This is a genomic window from Curtobacterium flaccumfaciens UCD-AKU (assembly GCF_000349565.1).
Taxonomy (GTDB): Bacteria; Actinomycetota; Actinomycetes; order Actinomycetales; family Microbacteriaceae; genus Curtobacterium; species Curtobacterium poinsettiae.
Genome location: NZ_KB714607.1, coordinates 131,308 through 148,959, shown reverse-complemented (window position 1 = coordinate 148,959; position 17,652 = coordinate 131,308). Strand labels below are relative to the sequence as shown.

At 71.4% G+C, this 17,652-nt stretch carries 14 protein-coding genes; 7 read left to right on the top strand and 7 right to left on the bottom strand.

From position 1 onward, the window contains the following. Positions 1-221: 221 nt before the first annotated feature. On the top strand, positions 222-1,727 hold the full coding sequence (proP, locus tag H489_RS22860; RefSeq protein ID WP_197068642.1) for a glycine betaine/L-proline transporter ProP: 1,506 nt from the start codon (positions 222-224) through the stop codon (positions 1,725-1,727). Positions 1,728-1,876: 149 nt separating this feature from the next. Here proP and H489_RS22855 read toward each other — a convergent pair whose 3' ends face one another. Genes H489_RS22855 through H489_RS22840 form a run of 4 tightly spaced genes read right to left on the bottom strand, consistent with a single transcriptional unit; the run spans position 1,877 to position 7,147 of the window. Further along, a complete protein-coding gene (locus tag H489_RS22855; protein ID WP_017885993.1) occupies positions 1,877-3,634 on the bottom strand; it encodes an ATP-binding cassette domain-containing protein in 1,758 nt (585 codons plus the stop codon). Continuing rightward, positions 3,631-4,530 carry an ABC transporter permease gene (locus tag H489_RS22850; RefSeq protein ID WP_017885992.1) on the bottom strand — a complete coding sequence of 300 codons (900 nt, stop codon included), beginning with the start codon at positions 4,528-4,530 and terminating at the stop codon, positions 3,631-3,633. The genes H489_RS22855 and H489_RS22850 overlap by 4 nt, the downstream gene beginning before the upstream one ends. Beyond that, positions 4,527-5,522, bottom strand: coding sequence for an ABC transporter permease (locus H489_RS22845; RefSeq protein ID WP_017885991.1), 996 nt, complete (start codon positions 5,520-5,522; stop codon positions 4,527-4,529). The genes H489_RS22850 and H489_RS22845 overlap by 4 nt, the downstream gene beginning before the upstream one ends. 5 nt (positions 5,523-5,527) lie before the next feature. Continuing rightward, positions 5,528-7,147, bottom strand: a complete 1,620-nt coding sequence (locus tag H489_RS22840; protein ID WP_017885990.1) for an ABC transporter substrate-binding protein — start codon at positions 7,145-7,147, stop codon at positions 5,528-5,530. Between the two features lie 32 nt (positions 7,148-7,179). Here H489_RS22840 and H489_RS22835 point away from each other — a divergent pair, with 32 nt between their 5' ends. After that, positions 7,180-7,779 (top strand): TetR family transcriptional regulator, encoded by a 600-nt coding sequence (locus H489_RS22835; protein WP_017885989.1) that lies wholly within the window; start codon positions 7,180-7,182, stop codon positions 7,777-7,779. Positions 7,780-8,154: 375 nt separating this feature from the next. Here H489_RS22835 and H489_RS22830 read toward each other — a convergent pair whose 3' ends face one another. Then, positions 8,155-9,177, bottom strand: a complete 1,023-nt coding sequence (locus H489_RS22830) for a cation diffusion facilitator family transporter (protein ID WP_017885988.1) — start codon at positions 9,175-9,177, stop codon at positions 8,155-8,157. 244 nt (positions 9,178-9,421) lie between these two features. Between H489_RS22830 and ileS the strand changes: the two genes are divergently transcribed. The 5 genes from ileS to H489_RS22805 are packed head-to-tail and all read left to right on the top strand — an operon-like array spanning position 9,422 to position 15,960. After that, positions 9,422-12,679, top strand: a complete 3,258-nt coding sequence (gene ileS / locus H489_RS22825; protein WP_017885987.1) for an isoleucine--tRNA ligase — start codon at positions 9,422-9,424, stop codon at positions 12,677-12,679. Next, the gene (locus H489_RS22820; protein ID WP_017885986.1) at positions 12,676-14,229 is read left to right on the top strand and encodes a bifunctional folylpolyglutamate synthase/dihydrofolate synthase; all 1,554 of its coding nucleotides are present in this window, start codon (positions 12,676-12,678) and stop codon (positions 14,227-14,229) included. Before ileS ends, H489_RS22820 begins: the two co-directional genes overlap by 4 nt. Beyond that, entirely contained in the window at positions 14,226-14,642 is a 417-nt protein-coding gene (locus tag H489_RS22815; RefSeq protein WP_017885985.1) for a DUF4233 domain-containing protein, read from the top strand. Before H489_RS22820 ends, H489_RS22815 begins: the two co-directional genes overlap by 4 nt. A 35-nt stretch (positions 14,643-14,677) precedes the next feature. Further along, entirely contained in the window at positions 14,678-15,097 is a 420-nt protein-coding gene (gene ndk / locus H489_RS22810) for a nucleoside-diphosphate kinase (protein WP_017885984.1), read from the top strand. Positions 15,098-15,111: 14 nt separating this feature from the next. Continuing rightward, positions 15,112-15,960, top strand: a complete 849-nt coding sequence (locus H489_RS22805; protein ID WP_017885983.1) for a DsbA family protein — start codon at positions 15,112-15,114, stop codon at positions 15,958-15,960. A gap of 68 nt (positions 15,961-16,028) precedes the next feature. On the opposite strand, the gene H489_RS22800 is transcribed toward H489_RS22805, so the two are convergent. Next, positions 16,029-16,892, bottom strand: coding sequence for a DsbA family protein (locus H489_RS22800; RefSeq protein ID WP_017885982.1), 864 nt, complete (start codon positions 16,890-16,892; stop codon positions 16,029-16,031). A gap of 31 nt (positions 16,893-16,923) precedes the next feature. Further along, a complete protein-coding gene (locus tag H489_RS22795; RefSeq protein ID WP_031259221.1) occupies positions 16,924-17,526 on the bottom strand; it encodes a vitamin K epoxide reductase family protein in 603 nt (200 codons plus the stop codon). Positions 17,527-17,652: the final 126 nt, after the last annotated feature.

The window sequence follows — 17,652 nt, the reverse complement described above, 5'->3', positions numbered from 1 at the left end:
CGCGGCCCGCTGCCGACCGGTACCTACCACACCGACCTGTCGGACACGCCAAGAGCCTGCTAGTCTGTCGGAGTTTGTCCGGCGAACGCAGGGTTCGCAGGAGCTGCAACGTCGCCGTCCGCCGGACGCCCGAAGGAAGCACCGCACCCCGGAGGAACGACTTGGCACCGAACAACGCACCCCAACCGCACGGCGATCGGCCGTTGCGCACGAAGGGCGCCGTGAAGCGCGCTCGTCGCGATCTCACGAAGGACGACGTCACCGTCGTCGAGGAGTCGCTGCTCAAGCGTGCCGTCGCGGCTGCCGCGCTCGGCAACGCCATGGAGTGGTTCGACTTCGGCATCTTCGCGTACCTGACGGTCACCATCTCGCAGGTGTTCCTGCCGCAGGGCGACCCGGCCGCGAACATCGTCGCCACGTTCGGCTTCTTCGCCGCCGCGTTCATCGTGCGCCCGATCGGCGGTGCCGTGTTCGGCCCGATCGGCGACAAGATCGGCCGACAGAAGGTCCTCGCGCTGACGATGATCCTGATGGCCGCCGGCACGCTCATGATCGGCCTGATCCCGTCGTACGACACGATCGGCTTCTGGGCTCCCGTCCTGCTGCTCGTCGCCCGCTTCGTGCAGGGCTTCTCGACCGGTGGTGAGTACGGCGGCGCCGCGACCTTCATCGCCGAGTACTCGCCCGACAAGCGCCGCGGGTTCATGGGCTCGTGGCTCGAGTTCGGCACGCTCGCCGGCTACGTGCTCGGCGCCTCGATCGTCACCGGCCTGCAGTTCGGCCTGTCCGAGGACGCCCTGCTCAGCTGGGGCTGGCGCATCCCGTTCATCGTCGCGGGCCCGCTCGGCCTGATCGGTCTCTACCTGCGCCTCAAGCTGGAAGAGACCCCGGCGTTCCAGAAGCAGCAGGAGCAGGCCGCTGAGCGCGAGGGGCAGAAGACCCCGTTCCTCAAGCTCTTCGCCGAGAACTGGCGCTCGCTCATCATCTGCATCGGCCTGGTCCTGGTCTTCAACGTGACCGACTACATGCTGCTCTCGTACATGCCGACCTACCTCGAGCAGAACCTCGGCCAGAACGCCACGTTCGGCCTGATCCTCATCGTCATCGTCATGCTGCTCATGATGGTCGTCATCACCTTCGGCGGTCGCCTGTCCGACAAGTTCGGGCGCCGTCCGGTGCTCGCCGCCGGCTGCATCGGCTTCATCCTGCTGTCCTGGCCGGCCCTGAAACTCGTCCAGACCGGCACCGGCGTCGGCGTGTTCGCCGGCCTGCTGATCCTCGGCGTCGTGCTCGTCACGTTCACCTCGACCATGCCGTCGACGCTGCCCGCGCTGTTCCCGACGATCATCCGCTACGGCGCCCTGGCGATCGCGTTCAACGTGTCGGTGTCGCTCTTCGGTGGGACCACCCCGCTCGCCACCGCCGCGCTCATCAACGCCGCGAAGGACGCCGGGTACGGCTGGGCCGAGGACATCCCCGCGTTCTACCTGATGCTCGCCGCCGTCATCGGCCTGGTCGCGGTGTACTTCACCAAGGAGACCGCCGCGAGCCCGCTGATGGGCTCCGGTCCGACGGTCGGGTCCGAGGACGAGGTCGCCGGCGTGATCGAGGACTACAACGACCCGACGTCGGAGCTCGCGCAGTCCGACTGGGCGAAGGAGTTCTCGACGAGCGAGATCCCGATCATCTCGGCCGAGGCCGCATCGAAGGAGCCCTCCGGCTCCTGAGGACCCAGCCGCCCCGCGGCAACCCGGCCAGGAGGCCCGGCGCACGTTCCGTCTCGGAACGCGCGCCGGGCCTCCTGGCCGTTCCGAGCCGTTGGCGACGTCACGCGCGCAGTGACAGTCCGCGGGCGCGGCACCGTGTGGACCGTCGCTCAGCCCGTGGAGTCGGCCGCGGTCCCCGTGGCTGGATCCGCGGCGGGACCCGCTGCCAGCCGCTCCGCGGCGTGCAGCAGCCGCGCGGTCACCGGGTGGGCGGGGCGCGCGAAGACCTCGGCGGCGGGGCCGTGCTCGACGACCGCGCCGGCGTGCACCACGAGCACGTCGTCCGCCATCCGCCGGACCGCCCGCAGGTCGTGCGACACGAACACCATCGCCACCCCGGTCTCGTCGCGGAGCCGTTCGAGCAACCGGAGCACGGCGTGCTGCACCGTGGCGTCGAGGGCGGTCACCGGCTCGTCGAGCACGATCACCTCGGGCTCGGTCGCCAGCGTGCGGGCGATCGCGAGCCGCTGCCGTTGCCCGCCGGACAGGGTGCGGGGGGAGCGGGACCGCAGCACGGGGTCGAGGTCGACCCGTCGCAGTGCCGCGTCGACCCGTTCGCCGAGCACTCCGCGCGCCCGCCGTTCGTCACCGCGTGAGAACGCGTCCGCGAGGACCCGTTCGACGTTCCACCGTTCGTCGAACGTCACGCCGGGGTCCTGCACGACGGCTGCGAGCCGGTGCCGTCGGGGGCGTCGCTCGCGCTCGGGCAGCGGGACCCAGGGTTCGCCGTCGAGCGTGACCGTGCCGGCGTCGGGCGTCTCGAGGCCGAGGAGCATCCGCGCCAGCGTCGTCTTGCCCGAGCCCGAGGCGCCGATCACCCCGAGCACCCGGCCCCGCTCGAGCCCGAACGACACGTCATCCACCGCGAGCAGCCCGCCGTACTCCCGCGAGAGCCCCTGCGCCGCGAGCACGTCCCTCGCACCGTGCGAGGATGCGCGCTCGGTGTCGCGGTTGCCGATCGGCGCACGGTACGGAGTCGTGCGGCCGGTGCGAGGTCGGCCGCTCGGTGCATCGTCAGAGGACTGCACGGAGCCATCGACCTCGCACCGCCCGGCAAGATCGGCACCGTGCGGTGGCGCCGGCTCCGCCGCGGCAGCACCGGCAGCACCGGCAGCGCGCACCAGCGCCCGTGTCGAGGGGTGCTGCGGCGCCGTGAAGACCCCGGTGACCGCACCCTGCTCGACGATCCGGCCCTCGTGCACGACGGCGACCCGGTCGGCCCACCCCGCGACGAGCCCCAGGTCGTGCGTGATGACGAGCAGTCCGGCGCCCCGCCTCTGCGCTGCCCGCAACTGCTCCATCACGGTGACGGCGACCCCGGCGTCGAGCGCCGTCGTCGGTTCGTCGGCGACCAGCAGCGCGGGGGACCCGACGGTGGCCGCGGCGATGAGGGCACGCTGTCGCATCCCACCGGACAGTGTCCCGGCGAGCCGGCCGTCGGTCGCGGTGTCCGGGTCGAGGCCCACCGCGGCCAGGGCAGCACGCACGGCGTCCACGCGCTCGGCCGCACGCATCTCGGTGTGCAGGCGGAGGCTGTCGGCGACCTCGCGCCCGACGGGACGCAGCGGGTCCAACGCGCCCAGCGCCTCCTGGCCGACGTAGCCGATGCGCGATCCCCGCAGCCGGCGCCACCGCCGGTCCGTGTACCCGCCGACGTCGACACCGTCGACCGTGAACGTTTCGGCGTGCACGGCGGCGCCGGGCGCGGACAGGCCGAGCACGGCGCGTGCGGTGACGGTCTTGCCCGAGCCAGAGGCGCCGACCAGGGCGACGCACTCGCCGGCGTCGACGCGCAGGTCGACACCGTGCACGATCGGGGTCCCGCCGATGGCGACGGTGAGTCCGCGGACGTCGAGGACGGCGCTCACCGCGCGGCCCCGCTCCGTCGGATCGCCCGGCCGAGCACGGTGACGGCCGTCGCGAGCACGACGATCGCGAGTCCGGGGAAGGTGCTCATCCACGGCGCGGTCTGCAGGTAGGTCCGGCCGTCGGCGAGCATCGCGCCCCACTCCGGCGCGGGTGGGGGCGTGCCGACCCCGAGGTAGCTCAGCGCCGATGCCCACACGACCGCCTGCCCGACCCCGAGCGTGGCGACGGCGACGACGGGCCAGAGCGCCGTCGGCAGCACGTGCCGGACGACGGTGCGGGCTGGGGAGCGGCCGAGCAGCACGGCGGTCTCCACCACCTGCGAACCGCGGGCCGTCCGGACCAGGCCCCGCACGATCCGGGCGTAACCGGGAGCGGTCGCGAACCCGACGGCGAGCACCGCCGGCACCGGACCCGGACCGGTCACGGCGATGACGACCAGCGCGACGAGCAGCAGCGGCAGGGCGAACGCGACCTCGGTGACACGGCCGATGACGGCGTCGAGCAGACGGCCGAGCCGTCCGGCCCCGGCGCCGAGCCCGGCGACGACACCGAGCAGGACGCCCGCTCCGCCGCCGATCAGGGTGGCGGCGACGCCGACGACGAGCGAGGCGCGGGTCCCCGCGACCACCCGTGCCAGGACGTCGCGGCCGGACTCATCGGTGCCGAACGGGTGTGCGCCGCTCGGGGCGGTCAGTGCCTGGGTCGGGTGCACCGCGAGCGGATCGCCGCCGCCCAGCAGCGCTGGCCAGGCCGCCGCGACGACGGCGACCAGGACGACCACCGCCGCGGCGGTGCCGCCGACGCCGAGCGTCCCCCCACGGACGCGCTCGGTGCCGACGGCGGTCTGGTGGGCGGACGCACCGGTCTGGAGGCCCGGGTCGGCGATCCCGCTCACCGCGCGCCCGCCGGACGGCCGGGCCCACGGCGTCGCGCGGTGCCGGGGCGCGCGGTCGCGTTCCGTGCGGTGCTGCGCGGGTCGACCACACGCTCGACCAGATCGGCGACGGCCAGCACGACCACGTACGCGGCCGCCGAGACCATCGCGATGCCGGCGACGAGGGGCATGTCCCGCTGGGTGACGGCGGTGACCAGCGCGCGGCCGATGCCGGGCAGGGCGAACACGGACTCGACGACCACGGCCCCGGAGACGAGCGATCCGAAGGCCCACGCGGACAGTGCGATCCCGGGCAGGGCGGCGTGCCGGAGCAGATGCCGTCCGAACAGTCCGAGGCGGGTCTCGCCCCGGCCCCGGGCGGCGAGCGCGAAGGCCGAGCGCTGCGCGTCCACCACGCCGTCGCGCACGGTCTCGGCCAGGTACCCGGCGACCGGCACGGCCACGGTCAGCACCGGCAGCACCCAGCCGCGTGCGGTGCCGTCACTGACCGCCGGCACCCACCCAAGGGACGAGGCGAACACCACGATGAGCACGCTGCCGAGCCAGAAGTGCGGCATCACGCTCGCGGTGACGCTGAGGGCGCTGGTGAGCCCGGCGGCGATGCGGCCGCGCTGCGTCGAGGCCCACGCGGCGACGATCGCCAGCACCCAGGCGACGACGAGCCCGGCGACCGCGAGCGTCAGCGTGACGGGCAGCTGCTGGCCGAGGAGCGTCGCGACCGGGGTGCGGAACGCGTAGGAGTCACCGAGCTGCCCGGTCGCCAGGCGGCCGAGGAACACCGCGTACTGCACCAGGACCGGCTGGTCGAGGCCGTACTCGTGGCGGACCTGGGTGACGGCCTCGGCCGAGGCCTGCGACCCCGGGCCACCGAGGATCGCGAGCGCCGGGTCACCGGGGATGAGCCGGATCGCGACGAAGACGATCGTCGCGACGGCCCAGAGCACGCCGATGCCCCCGGCGAGCCGCCGGACGGCCCACCAGACCCACCGCATCCGTGTCAGCGGTCGATCCAGGCGGTGCCGAACCAGGGCGTCGAGACCGGGGTGGTCCGGATGCCGTGCACGGCCGAGCGCACCAGGAAGTGGTTCTGCTGGTCGTACAGGGGGAGCACGGTGTCGCTCGCCAGGATCGCCTTCTGCGCCTGCTCGTACAGGTCGGCGCGCTCGTCGGCGTCCGAGGTACGGGCGGCCTGCTCGAGCAGCCGGTCGAGCGCGGGGTCGTCGAGCTGGGCCAGGTTCGCGAAGTAGCCGGACGGTGCCGGTTCGATGCTCGCGCTGTCGTACAGGATCCGCAGGACGTCGGGGCCGACCTTCGTGTACGGGGCGCTCACGACGTCGTACTCGTTCGCGGCCAGGGCGGCGTACCAGCTGGACAGGTCGAGCTCGTCGAGCACGACCTTGAACCCGACGGCCTTCTCGGACGCCTGGATCTGCTGGAACAGGCTGCGCTCGGCCGGCACCGACTGGTTCGTCGAGACGGGGAACGTCACGGTGAGCTGCTGGCCGTCCTTCTCGCGGATGCCGTCCGAGCCGACCTTCCACCCGGCGTCGTCGAGCAGCTGCTTCGCCTTCGACGGCGAGTAGTCGAAGCGGCTCTTGTCGGAGTACGCGAGCGGCTCAGCGCTCGAGAGCACCGAGTACGAGCGCTTCGCGGTGCCGAGGAACAGCGACTGCAGGCCCGGGTCGATCTCGGCGCCGGCGATGAAGGCCTGGCGGACTGCCTGGTCGCGGAACACGCCGTGCCCGGAGTTCAGTTCGAGCCGGTTCGAGGCGCCGGGGCGGGGGGCGTCGAGGTCGCGGATCGCGCCCTTCGCCGACGCGGCCTTGAGCTGGTCGGGCTGGGCGTTGTCGATCACGTCGACCTGGCCGGACTGCAGCGCGGCGTAGCGCGAGGTCGAGTCCGGCAGGAACCGCCACGTGATGCCCGACAGGCGCGGCTTCGTCTTGCCCCAGTAGTCGGTGTTCTTCGTCAGGGTGACGCGGTCGCCGTGCTTCCAGCCGGTGACCCGGAACGGGCCGGTGCCGACGGGGGACTCACAGTTCGTCGCCTGCTTCCGTTCGAGCGCATGCGGGGACTCCATACCGACCCAGGGCTGCGAGAGGGACTCGAGCAGCGCACTGTCCGGCCGGCTCAGCGAGAGCGTCACGGTGTGGTCGTCGGTGGCGGTCGCCTTCGTGATGGACTGCAGCGCCAGGTACCCGGTGCTCGAGGCGGTGGCCGGGTCCTGCACGTGCTCGATGTTCGCCACGACGGCGGCGGCGTCGAACGGGGTGCCGTCGGTGAAGGTGACGTCGTCGCGCAGGGTGAGCGTCAGGGTCTTCCCGTCGTCAACCGTGGTCCACTTCGTCGCGAGTTCCGGCGTCGGCTTGCCGTCCTCGAGCCCGACGAGCTCCTCGATGTACTGCGTCGCCAGGAGCGCCTGCGGGTAGTTGCCGCCGACGTGCGGGTCGAGGCAGGTCGGTTCGGCGTCACCGGAGGCGTAGGTGAGCGTGCCGCCCGCGACCGGGGTGCTGCTCCCGGTGCTCGTGCCCGGTCCGCTGCAGGCAGCCAGGACGAGCAGGACCGCCGAGGCGCCCGCGACTGCGGTGAGGGTTTTCTGTACTGAGTCCAAGATCATGGCTGACCGAGTCTAACGGTTTACTGGGGCCCATGGACGAACCGATCCGCCGCGGTGGCCGCCCCCGACGCTCGAGCGCCGAGGTCCTCGCGGACGCCGCTGCCGAGCTGTTCCTCGAGCAGGGGTACGGGCGCACCACGGTCGACCAGATCGCCGCCCGCGCCGGGGTCAGCCGCGCGACGTTCTTCAACTACTTCCCGGCGAAGGCCGACGTGATGTGGCTCGAACTCGACGCCGCCGTCGCCGGGCTGCCCGGGTACCTCGCAGCGTCCACCGAGTCGAGTGCCGTACGGGCCGTCGAACAGGCGCTCCTCGACGCCGCTCGCGCCCACGACCCCGAGCGGGTGCCGTGGGCGGTCGCGCAGGCCGAGGTCATGGGCATCGGGCCCGAGCTGGTGGCCGGCGTCGCGGTCCGGGTGACGGCGCAGCACGAGGCCGTCGCCGCCTTCGTCGCGGGCCGCACGGGGGAGCAGCCGCGAGCGCTCTGGCCGCAGACGGTGTCCGGTGCGATGCTCGGGGCCGCCGCTGCCGCGTTCGGGGTGTGGGTCACCGACGGGGTCGGGCGCCGAGCGCTCGTCGAGTACGTCGCGGCGGCGCTCACACCGGTGGTCGCGGGCCTCGACGCTCGCTGACACGCCGGCGTCTTCCGCCCCCGGACACGCCGTCGTCTTCGTGCGACGCCGCCTCGTCGCGGAGACGCCGCCGATTCCGGCGGCGTCTCGAGCACATGGCGGCGTCTTACTGACACACCGGCGTCTTCCTCCCGCGTGTGGGGCGGTGGACGCGACGGGAAGACGGACGGGAGGCCCGTGGCGGCCCGGCACCGCGCCTCCCGTCCGCCGAGCGGTCGCTCACGGAACACGCCGTCGTCTTTCTACGACGCCGCCTCACCGGCGAGACGCCGCCGAATCCGGCGGCGTCTCGAGCACATGGCGGCGTCTTGCCGACACACCGGCGTCGCGCGACCCGAGCCCTGCCGCCACGCCGCCCCGCGACCCGGCCCGCGCTCACTCCGTGCGCAGGGTCCCCGCGCCACCGGCCGCCACGTCCGACGCGGTGCCGTCCCGCACGACCTCGGGGACAGCGCCGTCGGTCGGCACCAGGGACTCGTCGCCCGGGTAGCTCAGGGTGAGGACGGCCTCCTCGATGTACTGGCTGTCCTCGAGTGACTGCTCGACGTCGCGCAACCGCACCGCGACGTGCTCCTCGGTCTCGTTGCCCGTCAGGTCGACGGCCGCGACGAGGTACACCCGCGACGGCCCCACGAACTCCAGGTGCAGGTAGGTGACGCGCTCGACCTGCGACCGGCCCAGCAGCTCGACGAGCACCGCGTTCTCGAGCTCCGGCGACGTGCTCTCGCCGAGCAGGAACCGGCGGTTGCGGTCGATCAGGACGATCGCCACGACACCGAGCAGCACACCGATCGCGATGGAGCCGAGTGCGTCGAAGACCGCCAGCCCGGTGACCTGGTGCAGGAACACCCCGAGGAACGCCACGACCAGGCCGATCAGCGCCGCCGCGTCCTCGGCGAACACCGCACGGAGTGTCGGGTTCGACGACTGCAGCACGTGCCGCAGCACCGGGACCTTCCGCTTCGTCGCGGCACCGTGCGCCTGTCGGTACGCCTGCAGGAAGCTCGTGCCCTCGAGCACGAACGCGAGCCCGAGTACGACGTAGTTGAGCACGACGTCCTCGGCCGGCCCGGTCTCCCCGAACTCCGAGATGCCGTGGTAGATCGAGACGATCGCACCGGCCGTGAACAGGCCGAACGCGGCGAACATCGACCAGATGTACGTCTCGCGTCCGTACCCGAGCGGGTGCGCGGCGTCCCGCTTCTTGCCGCCCCGGCGTTCGGCGACGAGCAGGAACACCTCGTTGCCGGTGTCCGCCCACGAGTGCGCCGCCTCGGCCACCATCGACGCCGAACCCGACACGAGCGAGGCGATCGTCTTCGCGATCGCGACGAGCAGGTTCGCCCCGAACGCGATCAGGACGGTGACGAGTGACTCGGGGCGATCTTCTGCGGGCATCGCTCAAGCATGCTCCCGTCCGGTAAAGTCGTGTTCCACGAGCATCGATCCGGCCATCACCGGGGAGCTTCCGGAAGAACACGGGGCGCACCAGCGCCTCCGTCAGTAGAACCGGGCGGGTTCGGGACCGTCACCATCCCCGACACAGAGTGGTCGCACAGCGGACGTTGGGCGGCAAACGAGGTGGTACCGCGGAGCCTGGCTCCGTCCTCGTGGAGATCGAGCGAACCCACAAGGAGTCCCGGTGCCGTACCCGTTGAACGCCGATGCCGATGGCGTCGTCCCCTCGCCGAGCTTCCCCGCCGTCGAGCGGGGCATCCTCGCCTTCTGGAAGCGCGACGACACGTTCCAGGCGTCCATCGACGCGCGCCAGGGCTGCCCGGAGTGGACCTTCTACGACGGCCCGCCCTTCGCCAACGGCCTGCCGCACTACGGGCACCTACTGACCGGGTACGCCAAGGACGTCTTCCCGCGCTACCAGACCATGCGCGGCAAGCAGGTGCACCGCCGCTTCGGCTGGGACACCCACGGCCTGCCCGCCGAGCTCGAGGCGATGCGCCAGCTCGGCATCACCGAGAAGCACGAGATCGACGCCATGGGCATCGACGTCTTCAACGCCGCCGCCAAGAAGTCGGTGCTGCAGTACACCGACGAGTGGCAGGAGTACGTCACCCGCCAGGCGCGCTGGGTCGACTTCGAGGACGACTACAAGACCCTCGACGTCACCTTCATGGAGAGCGTGCTCTGGGCGTGGAAGCAGCTCTGGGACAAGGGGCTGGCGTACGAGGGCTTCCGGGTCCTGCCGTACTGCTGGAACGACCAGACGCCGCTGTCCAACCACGAGCTGCGCATGGACGACGACGTCTACAAGATGCGCCAGGACCAGTCCGTCACCGTCTCGTTCCCGCTGCACGGCGACCGCGCTTCCGCGCTCGACCTGACCGGTGTGCGGGCGCTCGCCTGGACGACGACCCCCTGGACCCTGCCGACGAACGCCGCCCTGGCGGTCGGTCCGGAGATCGCGTACGCGGTCGTCCCGGCAGGGCCTGGAGGCGCGGCTGACGGTGCCGAAGCGGGTTCCGCCTCGTACCTCCTCGCGTCCGACACGGTGGCCGCGCACGCGAAGGAACTCGGCTACGGCTCGGGTGACGAGGCGCTCGCCGCCGTCGCGCGCACCCTGACGGGCGCCGAGCTCGACGGCGTCGAGTACGAGCGTCTGTTCGACTTCCTGGCCGACCAGGAAGGCTACGAGAACGCGTGGCGCGTGCTCGTCGCCGAGTACGTCGAGACCGGTGAGGGCACCGGCATCGTGCACCAGGCCCCGGCCTACGGTGCCGACGACCAGGAGGTCTGCGCCGCCGCCGGTATCCCCGTGGTGCTGTCCCTCGACGAGGGCGGCGTCTTCACGTCGCAGTTCGGCGAGGTCGCCGGCATGCTCTGGTCGGACGCGAACAAGCCGCTGACCAAGGCCGTCCGCGACGCCGGGCGGCTGCTCCGCCAGGCGTCCTACGAGCACAGCTACCCGCACTGCTGGCGCTGCCGGAAGCCGCTCATCTACAAGGCCGTCTCGTCGTGGTTCGTCCGGGTCACCGAGCTCCGTGACCGCATGGGCCAGCTCAACCAGGACATCAACTGGGTGCCGGACAACGTCAAGGACGGCCAGTTCGGCAAGTGGGTCGGCAACGCCATCGACTGGTCGGTCTCGCGCAACCGCTACTTCGGCACGCCGATCCCGGTGTGGCAGTCCGACGACCCCGAGTACCCGCGCACCGACGTGTACGGCTCACTCGCCGACATCGAGCGCGACTTCGGTCGCCTGCCGGTGAACGCCGAGGGCGAAGTCGACCTGCACCGCCCGTTCATCGACGACCTGACACGGCCGAACCCCGACGACCCCACGGGCACCTCGACGATGCGCCGGATCACCGACGTGTTCGACGTGTGGTTCGACTCCGGGTCGATGCCGTACGCCCAGGTGCACTACCCGTTCGAGAACCGTGAGTGGTTCGAGTCGCACAACCCGGCCGACTTCATCGTCGAGTACATCGGGCAGACGCGCGGCTGGTTCTACGTCATGCACGTGCTCTCCACTGCGCTGTTCGACCGACCCGCCTTCCAGAACGTCATCAGCCACGGCATCGTCCTCGGCTCGGACGGCCAGAAGATGTCGAAGTCGCTCCGGAACTACCCGGACGTCTCCGAGGTCTTCGACCGCGACGGCGCCGACGCCATGCGCTGGTTCCTGATGTCCTCGTCGGTGATCCGCGGCGGCAACCTCGTCGTCACCGAAGAGGGGATCCGGCAGGGCGTCCGCGAGTTCATGCTGCCGCTGTGGTCGACGTACTACTTCTTCACCCTGTACGCGAACGCCTCCGGGGAGTCGGGCTACCAGGCCACCCGGAGCACCGCGAGCACCGACGTGCTCGACCGGTACCTGCTCGCGAAGACCCGGGTGCTCGTCACCGACGTCACCGCGCACCTCGACGCGCTCGACACCCCGCTGGCGGCCCAGGCCGTCCGTGACTTCGCCGACGTGCTCACGAACTGGTACGTCCGTCGCTCGCGCGACAAGTTCTGGACCGGGGCCGACGCGGCCGCCGGCGCCGAGACCCGCGCGGCGTTCGACACGCTGTACACCGTGCTCGAGACCCTGACCCGGGTCGCCGCCCCGCTCGCGCCGCTCGTCACCGAGGAGATCTGGAAGGGCCTGACCGGCGGGCGCAGCGTCCACCTGACGGACTTCCCGGACCCCGACGAGTTCCCCGCCGACGACGCCCTGGTCGATGCGATGGACCGCGTGCGCGACGTCGCCTCGAAGGGCCTGGCGCTCCGCAAGGCCACGGGCAAGCGCGTCCGCCTGCCCCTCGCCACGCTGACCCTGGTGGTGCCGGACCCGGCTGCGGTCGAACCGTTCGCCGACATCCTGCGTGACGAGCTCAACGTCAAGCGCGTGGTGCTCGAGGCGCAGGCCGAGGAGTCCCTGGCGCAGTACGGCATCGAGCGGAAGCTCACCGTGAACGCCCGCGTCGCCGGCCCCCGCATCGGCAAGCAGGTGCAGCAGGTCATCCCGGCCGCCAAGAAGGGCGACTGGACCGCCACCGACTCCGGCGTGACCGTCGGCGGCATCGACCTGATCGAGGGCGAGTACTCGCTCGACCTCACCGTCGCCGACACCTCGGTGGCCGTGGCGTTCCTCGACGAGGGTGGCTTCGTGGTGCTCGACACCGTGACCACGCCCGAGCTCGAGGCCGAGGGGCTCGCCCGCGACGTCGTCCGCGCCGTCCAGCAGGCCCGCCGCGACGCCGACCTCGACGTCAGCGACCGCATCGCCCTGACCCTGCGGGTGGACGACACCGCCGACGGCGCGGTCCGTGCACACCAGGACCTCATCGCCGGTGAGACCCTGGCGACGAGCGTCGAGATCGTGCCCCTCGGGGCGAGTGACACCACCACCGACGTCGGTGACGGTGCGAAGGTTTCCGTGGAGGTGGCACGCGCATGAGCGACGACGACCAGTACGACGACCACGAGGCGAACGAGGAGTTCGTCGGACACGACGAGTTCGACGGCCGCGACGAAGACGGCATCCGGATCCCGGTCGGCCCGGCCGGTGACGGCCCTGCCGACGCCGTGCCCTACGGGGGTGACGACGACGAGGTCCGCCGTGTCGAGGCCGCCCTGTACGCCCGGATCGGTGAACAGGCCCCCGAGCGACGGCTGACCGCAACGCGCCGTGCCGTCGAGCTGCTCGGCGACCCGCACCTGGCGTACCCGGTGATCCACGTGACCGGGACGAACGGCAAGACGTCCACCAGCCGCACCATCGAGAGCATCGTCCGTGCCCACGGTCTGCGCACCGGCCTGATGACGAGCCCGCACCTGGTGTCCATCCGGGAGCGCATCGTGATCGACGGCCAGCCGATCGCAGCGGACCGGTTCACCTCGAACTGGGACGACATCGCCCCGGTGCTCGAGATCACCGACCGGGAGCTCGCCGACAAGGGCGAACTCCCGCTGACCTTCTTCGAGGCGCTCACCGTGCTCGCCCTGGCGTGCTTCGCCGAGGCGCCGGTGGACGTCGCCGTGATCGAGGTCGGCATGGGCGGCGAGTGGGACTCCACCAACGTCGTGCAGAGCCAGGTGTCGGTGTTCACGCCGATCGCCATCGACCACGCGAAGCAGCTCGGCGCCACCGTCGCCGAGATCGCCCGCACCAAGTCGGGCATCGTCAAGCCGTCGTCCGCCGTGGTGTCGAGCCGGCAGGTCCCCGAGGCCCTCGCCGAACTCGAGCGCGCCGCCGAGCTCACCGAGTCCACCCTGGCCGTCGAGGGCACGGGCCCCTTCGAGCCGGTCACTGACCGTCGCGGAGCGGCGGGCAGTCCGAGCTTGCAGGGAGGGTTCCGCGTCGTCGACGTCACCCCGGCCGTGGGCGGACAGCTCATCACCGTGCAGGGCATCGCCGGTCGCTACGACGACCTGTTCCTGCCGCTGTTCGGCCGGCACCAGGCCGAGAACGCCGCCGTGGCGATCGCGGCGGTCGAGTCGTTCCTCGGCCGTGGGGCCCAGGCCCTCGACGAGGACGTCCTGTCCGAGGGCATCGCCGGCACGACCAGCCCCGGTCGACTGCAGCCGATCGCCACGGACCCGACCGTCGTCGTCGACGCCGCGCACAACCCGCACGGTGCGAAGGCCCTGGCCGAGGCACTGCCGGTCGCGTTCCCGTCGGAGCACGTCGTCGGCGTCGTCGGGATCCTCGGCGACAAGGACGCCCGCGGGTTCGTCCGCGCGCTCAAGGACACCGTCGCCACCTTCGTGGTCACGCAGCCGCCGGGGGAGCGTGCGCTCGACGCCGATGCCTTCGCCAAGGTGGTCGTGGACGAGATCGGCGCGGACCGCGTCGTCGTCGAGCCGTCCCTGGCGTCCGCCCTGCAGCAGGCACGCGACCTGGCCGACGAGGCGGACGCCGAGGACGCCCTCGTGCTCGTCGCGGGCTCCATCGTGATGGTGGGCGCGGTCATGGACCTCGTGCACCGCGAAGGCGAGACGAAGTGACGGACGCACCAGGGGCCTCCCGGCCGGGCCGCGCACCGCGCACCCGGAAGCCGCGCCGCGAACGCGGAGCGCAGGAGAGCCTGCTCTCGATCACGCTCGTGCTCGAGGCGATCATGTTCTTCTTCCCCATGCTCGTCGTGTTCGGCAAGGGCACGCTGCCGCCCGCAGCGGCCTTCGGCGGCGGCGTCGGCGCGATCATCGTCCTCGCAGCTGCCTCACGTCTGACGGGCAAGCGGGCCGGTGTATGGTTCGGGTGGCTGCTGCAGGCGGCCATCCTCGCCACCGGGTTCATCGAACCGTTCATGTTCGCGGTCGCCGTGGTGTTCCTGGCGCTGTGGGTCTTCTGCTTCGTCAAGGGCGGTCAGCTGGACCGTCAGAACGCCGCGCGCCGAGCGGCCATGGGCGAGGACTGACCACCACATTCGACCCCGAACACAGGGAGTACTGCGTGTCCGACTTCGAAGAGACCCTCGTCCTCGTCAAGCCCGACGGTGTGGCCCGCCAGCTCACCGGTGAGATCCTCCGCCGGATCGAGGCGAAGGGCTACGAGCTCGTCGACCTGAAGATGCTCACGGCGCCGCGCGACCTGCTCGACGCACACTACGAGGAGCACCAGGGCAAGCCGTTCTTCGAGCCGCTCGTCGAGTTCATGCAGTCTGGTCCGGTCGTCGCCGTGCGCGTCGCCGGCAACGGTGCGATCGCGGGCTTCCGCTCGCTCGCCGGCACCACCGACCCCACGTCGGCTGCGCCCGGCACCATCCGTGGTGACCTGGGCCGTGACTGGGGCCTCAAGGTGCAGCAGAACCTGGTCCACGGTTCGGACAGCCCCGAGTCGGCCGCGCGCGAGCTCGCGCTCTGGTTCGCCTGAGCGGCGGGGACGACATGACGAACAACGACCGACCCACCAAGAACGAGCGGCGTCAGCACGCGCGCGAGGTCGCACGCCAGCGTGCCGACGCCGAGAAGCGCCGCAAGCGCCGCAACAAGTGGTTCCTGCAGGGCGGCATCGGCCTGGGAATCGTGGCGATCGCCGCGATCATCACCATCGTCGTGGTGAACGTGAACAACGCACCGGTGCTGTCCGCCGCCGGGCCGAAGAACATGGCCACCGGCGCGATCCAGTTCACCGGCAAGGACGGCAAGGTCACCCCCGTGACCACGCCGGCCGTGGCCGCGACGGGTTCGGCGTCGCCGGCCCCCACGGCGAACAGTGACGGTGCCGTCGCGGTCACCGAGTACGTCGACTGGGCCTGCCCCGTCTGCAAGCAGTTCGAGGGCGCCTACGCCGACCAGATCCTCGACAAGGTGAAGTCGGGCGACGCGACGCTGGCGATCCAGCCGGTGTCGATCCTCGACCGCAGCTACCCGGGCTCCCGGTACGCCAGCCGTGCTGCGAACGCCGCCATGTGCGTGGCGAACTACGACCCGGACAAGTTCCTCGACGTGCAGACGCAGTTCTTCGACAACCAGCCGGCCGAGGGCACCAAGGGCCTGACCAACTCCGAGATCGCGAAGCTCGTCAAGGCGGGCGGCGCGACGGGTTCGGACCTGTCCCAGTGCCTGTCGACCGAGCGGTTCAAGGGCTGGGTGACGAAGTCGACGCAGGCCGTCACCTCGAACGAGGCACTCGCGGGTCCGCAGGGGTTCGGCACGCCGACGGTCGTGGTCGACGGCAAGCGCCTCGACGACCTGAGCACGGTCATCACCGCGATCGACGCCGCGGCGAAGTAACACCTCGGCACGACGAACGGCCCCCGCTCCCGATGGGAAGCGGGGGCCGTTCCACGTTGCTCCTCGGGCTAGGACGCGCGGTCGTGCCGCCGGACGAACGACGCGAACGCCTCGGGGTCAGCGAGGGACGTCGAGCCGTCCGGGTCGTACTGCTCGCCGTCGACGAGGATCGTGGGCGTGCTCGTGATCCCGTCGAGCGTCGAGTTCGGCACCGGGTCCTGCACCGCCCGGTTCGTGGCGTCGGCGACCCACCCGGCGAAGCGCTGCCCGGTGATGCACGAGGCGACCTCGGGGGCCCTCGCCCCGGCTCCGCGGGCGAGGGACGCCAACTCGTCGTTGGTCAGCCCGCGGGTGTTCTCGGACGGCTGGTGCCCGGAGAGCGACGCGTTGTAGGCCAGGAACGCGTCCGGGTCGTGGTCGGCGACGCAGGCAGCAGCCGCCGCAGAGCGGGTGGAGTACCGCGAGCCGAGCGACAGCCGGTCGAGCAGCCCGAGCGGGTGCAGCTCGAGGGTGGCGGTCCCGTCCTCGACCCACTGCCGGATCTGGGGCATCTGGGCCGTCTCGAACTGGTTGCAGTACGGGCACATGTAGTCCGCGTAGACCACGATGGCGGTCTTCGAGCCGTCCTGGTCGGTCGGTGTCGGCGTCCCGCCGGCGGGGACCGCGCGCGTCTCGACGGGCACGATCCTGCCGTGCACACCGGTCAGCAGGACACCGTCGCTCGCCGCGTTGCGTGGGCCGGGACCCGCGGGCTGCACCGATCGCGCCACCAGGACGACGACCACCGCGACGACCGCGAGCCCACCGATGACGGCTCCGCTGATGCCCAGCGTTCGGAGGCGACGGCGGCGCGACTGCTCCTTCGCCCGTGTCGCCCGCGCGCGTTCCCGTACGGCGTCCCGACGCGCCCTGCTGGTCTCCTGCTCGCTCATCGATCCCGAGCGTAGGGGCAGTCCGGACGGCTCAGAAGACGGTCAGGACCGCCGGGAACATGATGATGATCGTGACGATGATGACCAGGTAGTTGGCCAGCGGGAACGTCCAGCAGAAGGGCAGGAGCGTGCGCCCGACGCGCTGTGCCCCGGCGCCGAAGCGTCCCTGCGCCATGTTCCAGATCGTGAAGACCCAGAACATCGGGATCGTCATCGACCAGACGAGCATGCACCACGGGCACAGGGCGCCGATGACGAAGACGGTCTGCGTGAACAGCCAGGTCACGAACACCCACGCCAGGAACACGCCGGCGTTGAACGCGATCCAGAACCAGCGCGAGCCGTTCCGGAACCCGGCCAGCATCAGCACCGCGACGGCGATCGGGGCGACGAACCCCATGACGCCGAGCAGCGGGTTCGGGAACCCGAACAGGTGGCCCTGCCAGCTGGCCATCACGTCGGAGCAGTTGATGAACGGATTGACGTCACAGCTCAGGACGGCCTTGGGGTTCTCGTACTTCGCGAACTCGTCGAGGACGAGCTGGAACGCTGCGTACAGGCCGACGAGCCCGGTGACGAGCAGGAAGACCGCCATCGCGATCGGACGACGGGGGGCAGGTGCAGACGCGGTCACGCGGTCATCATCGCACGCGGGTTCCGGTGCTTTCCGGGTGTGGCATGCGATAATGCCTGGAGGTCGTGCGGCCAACCGCACACCGAAGAGAGCTTTCCGAGCGACGCCCCACCGGGCAGACCTCGG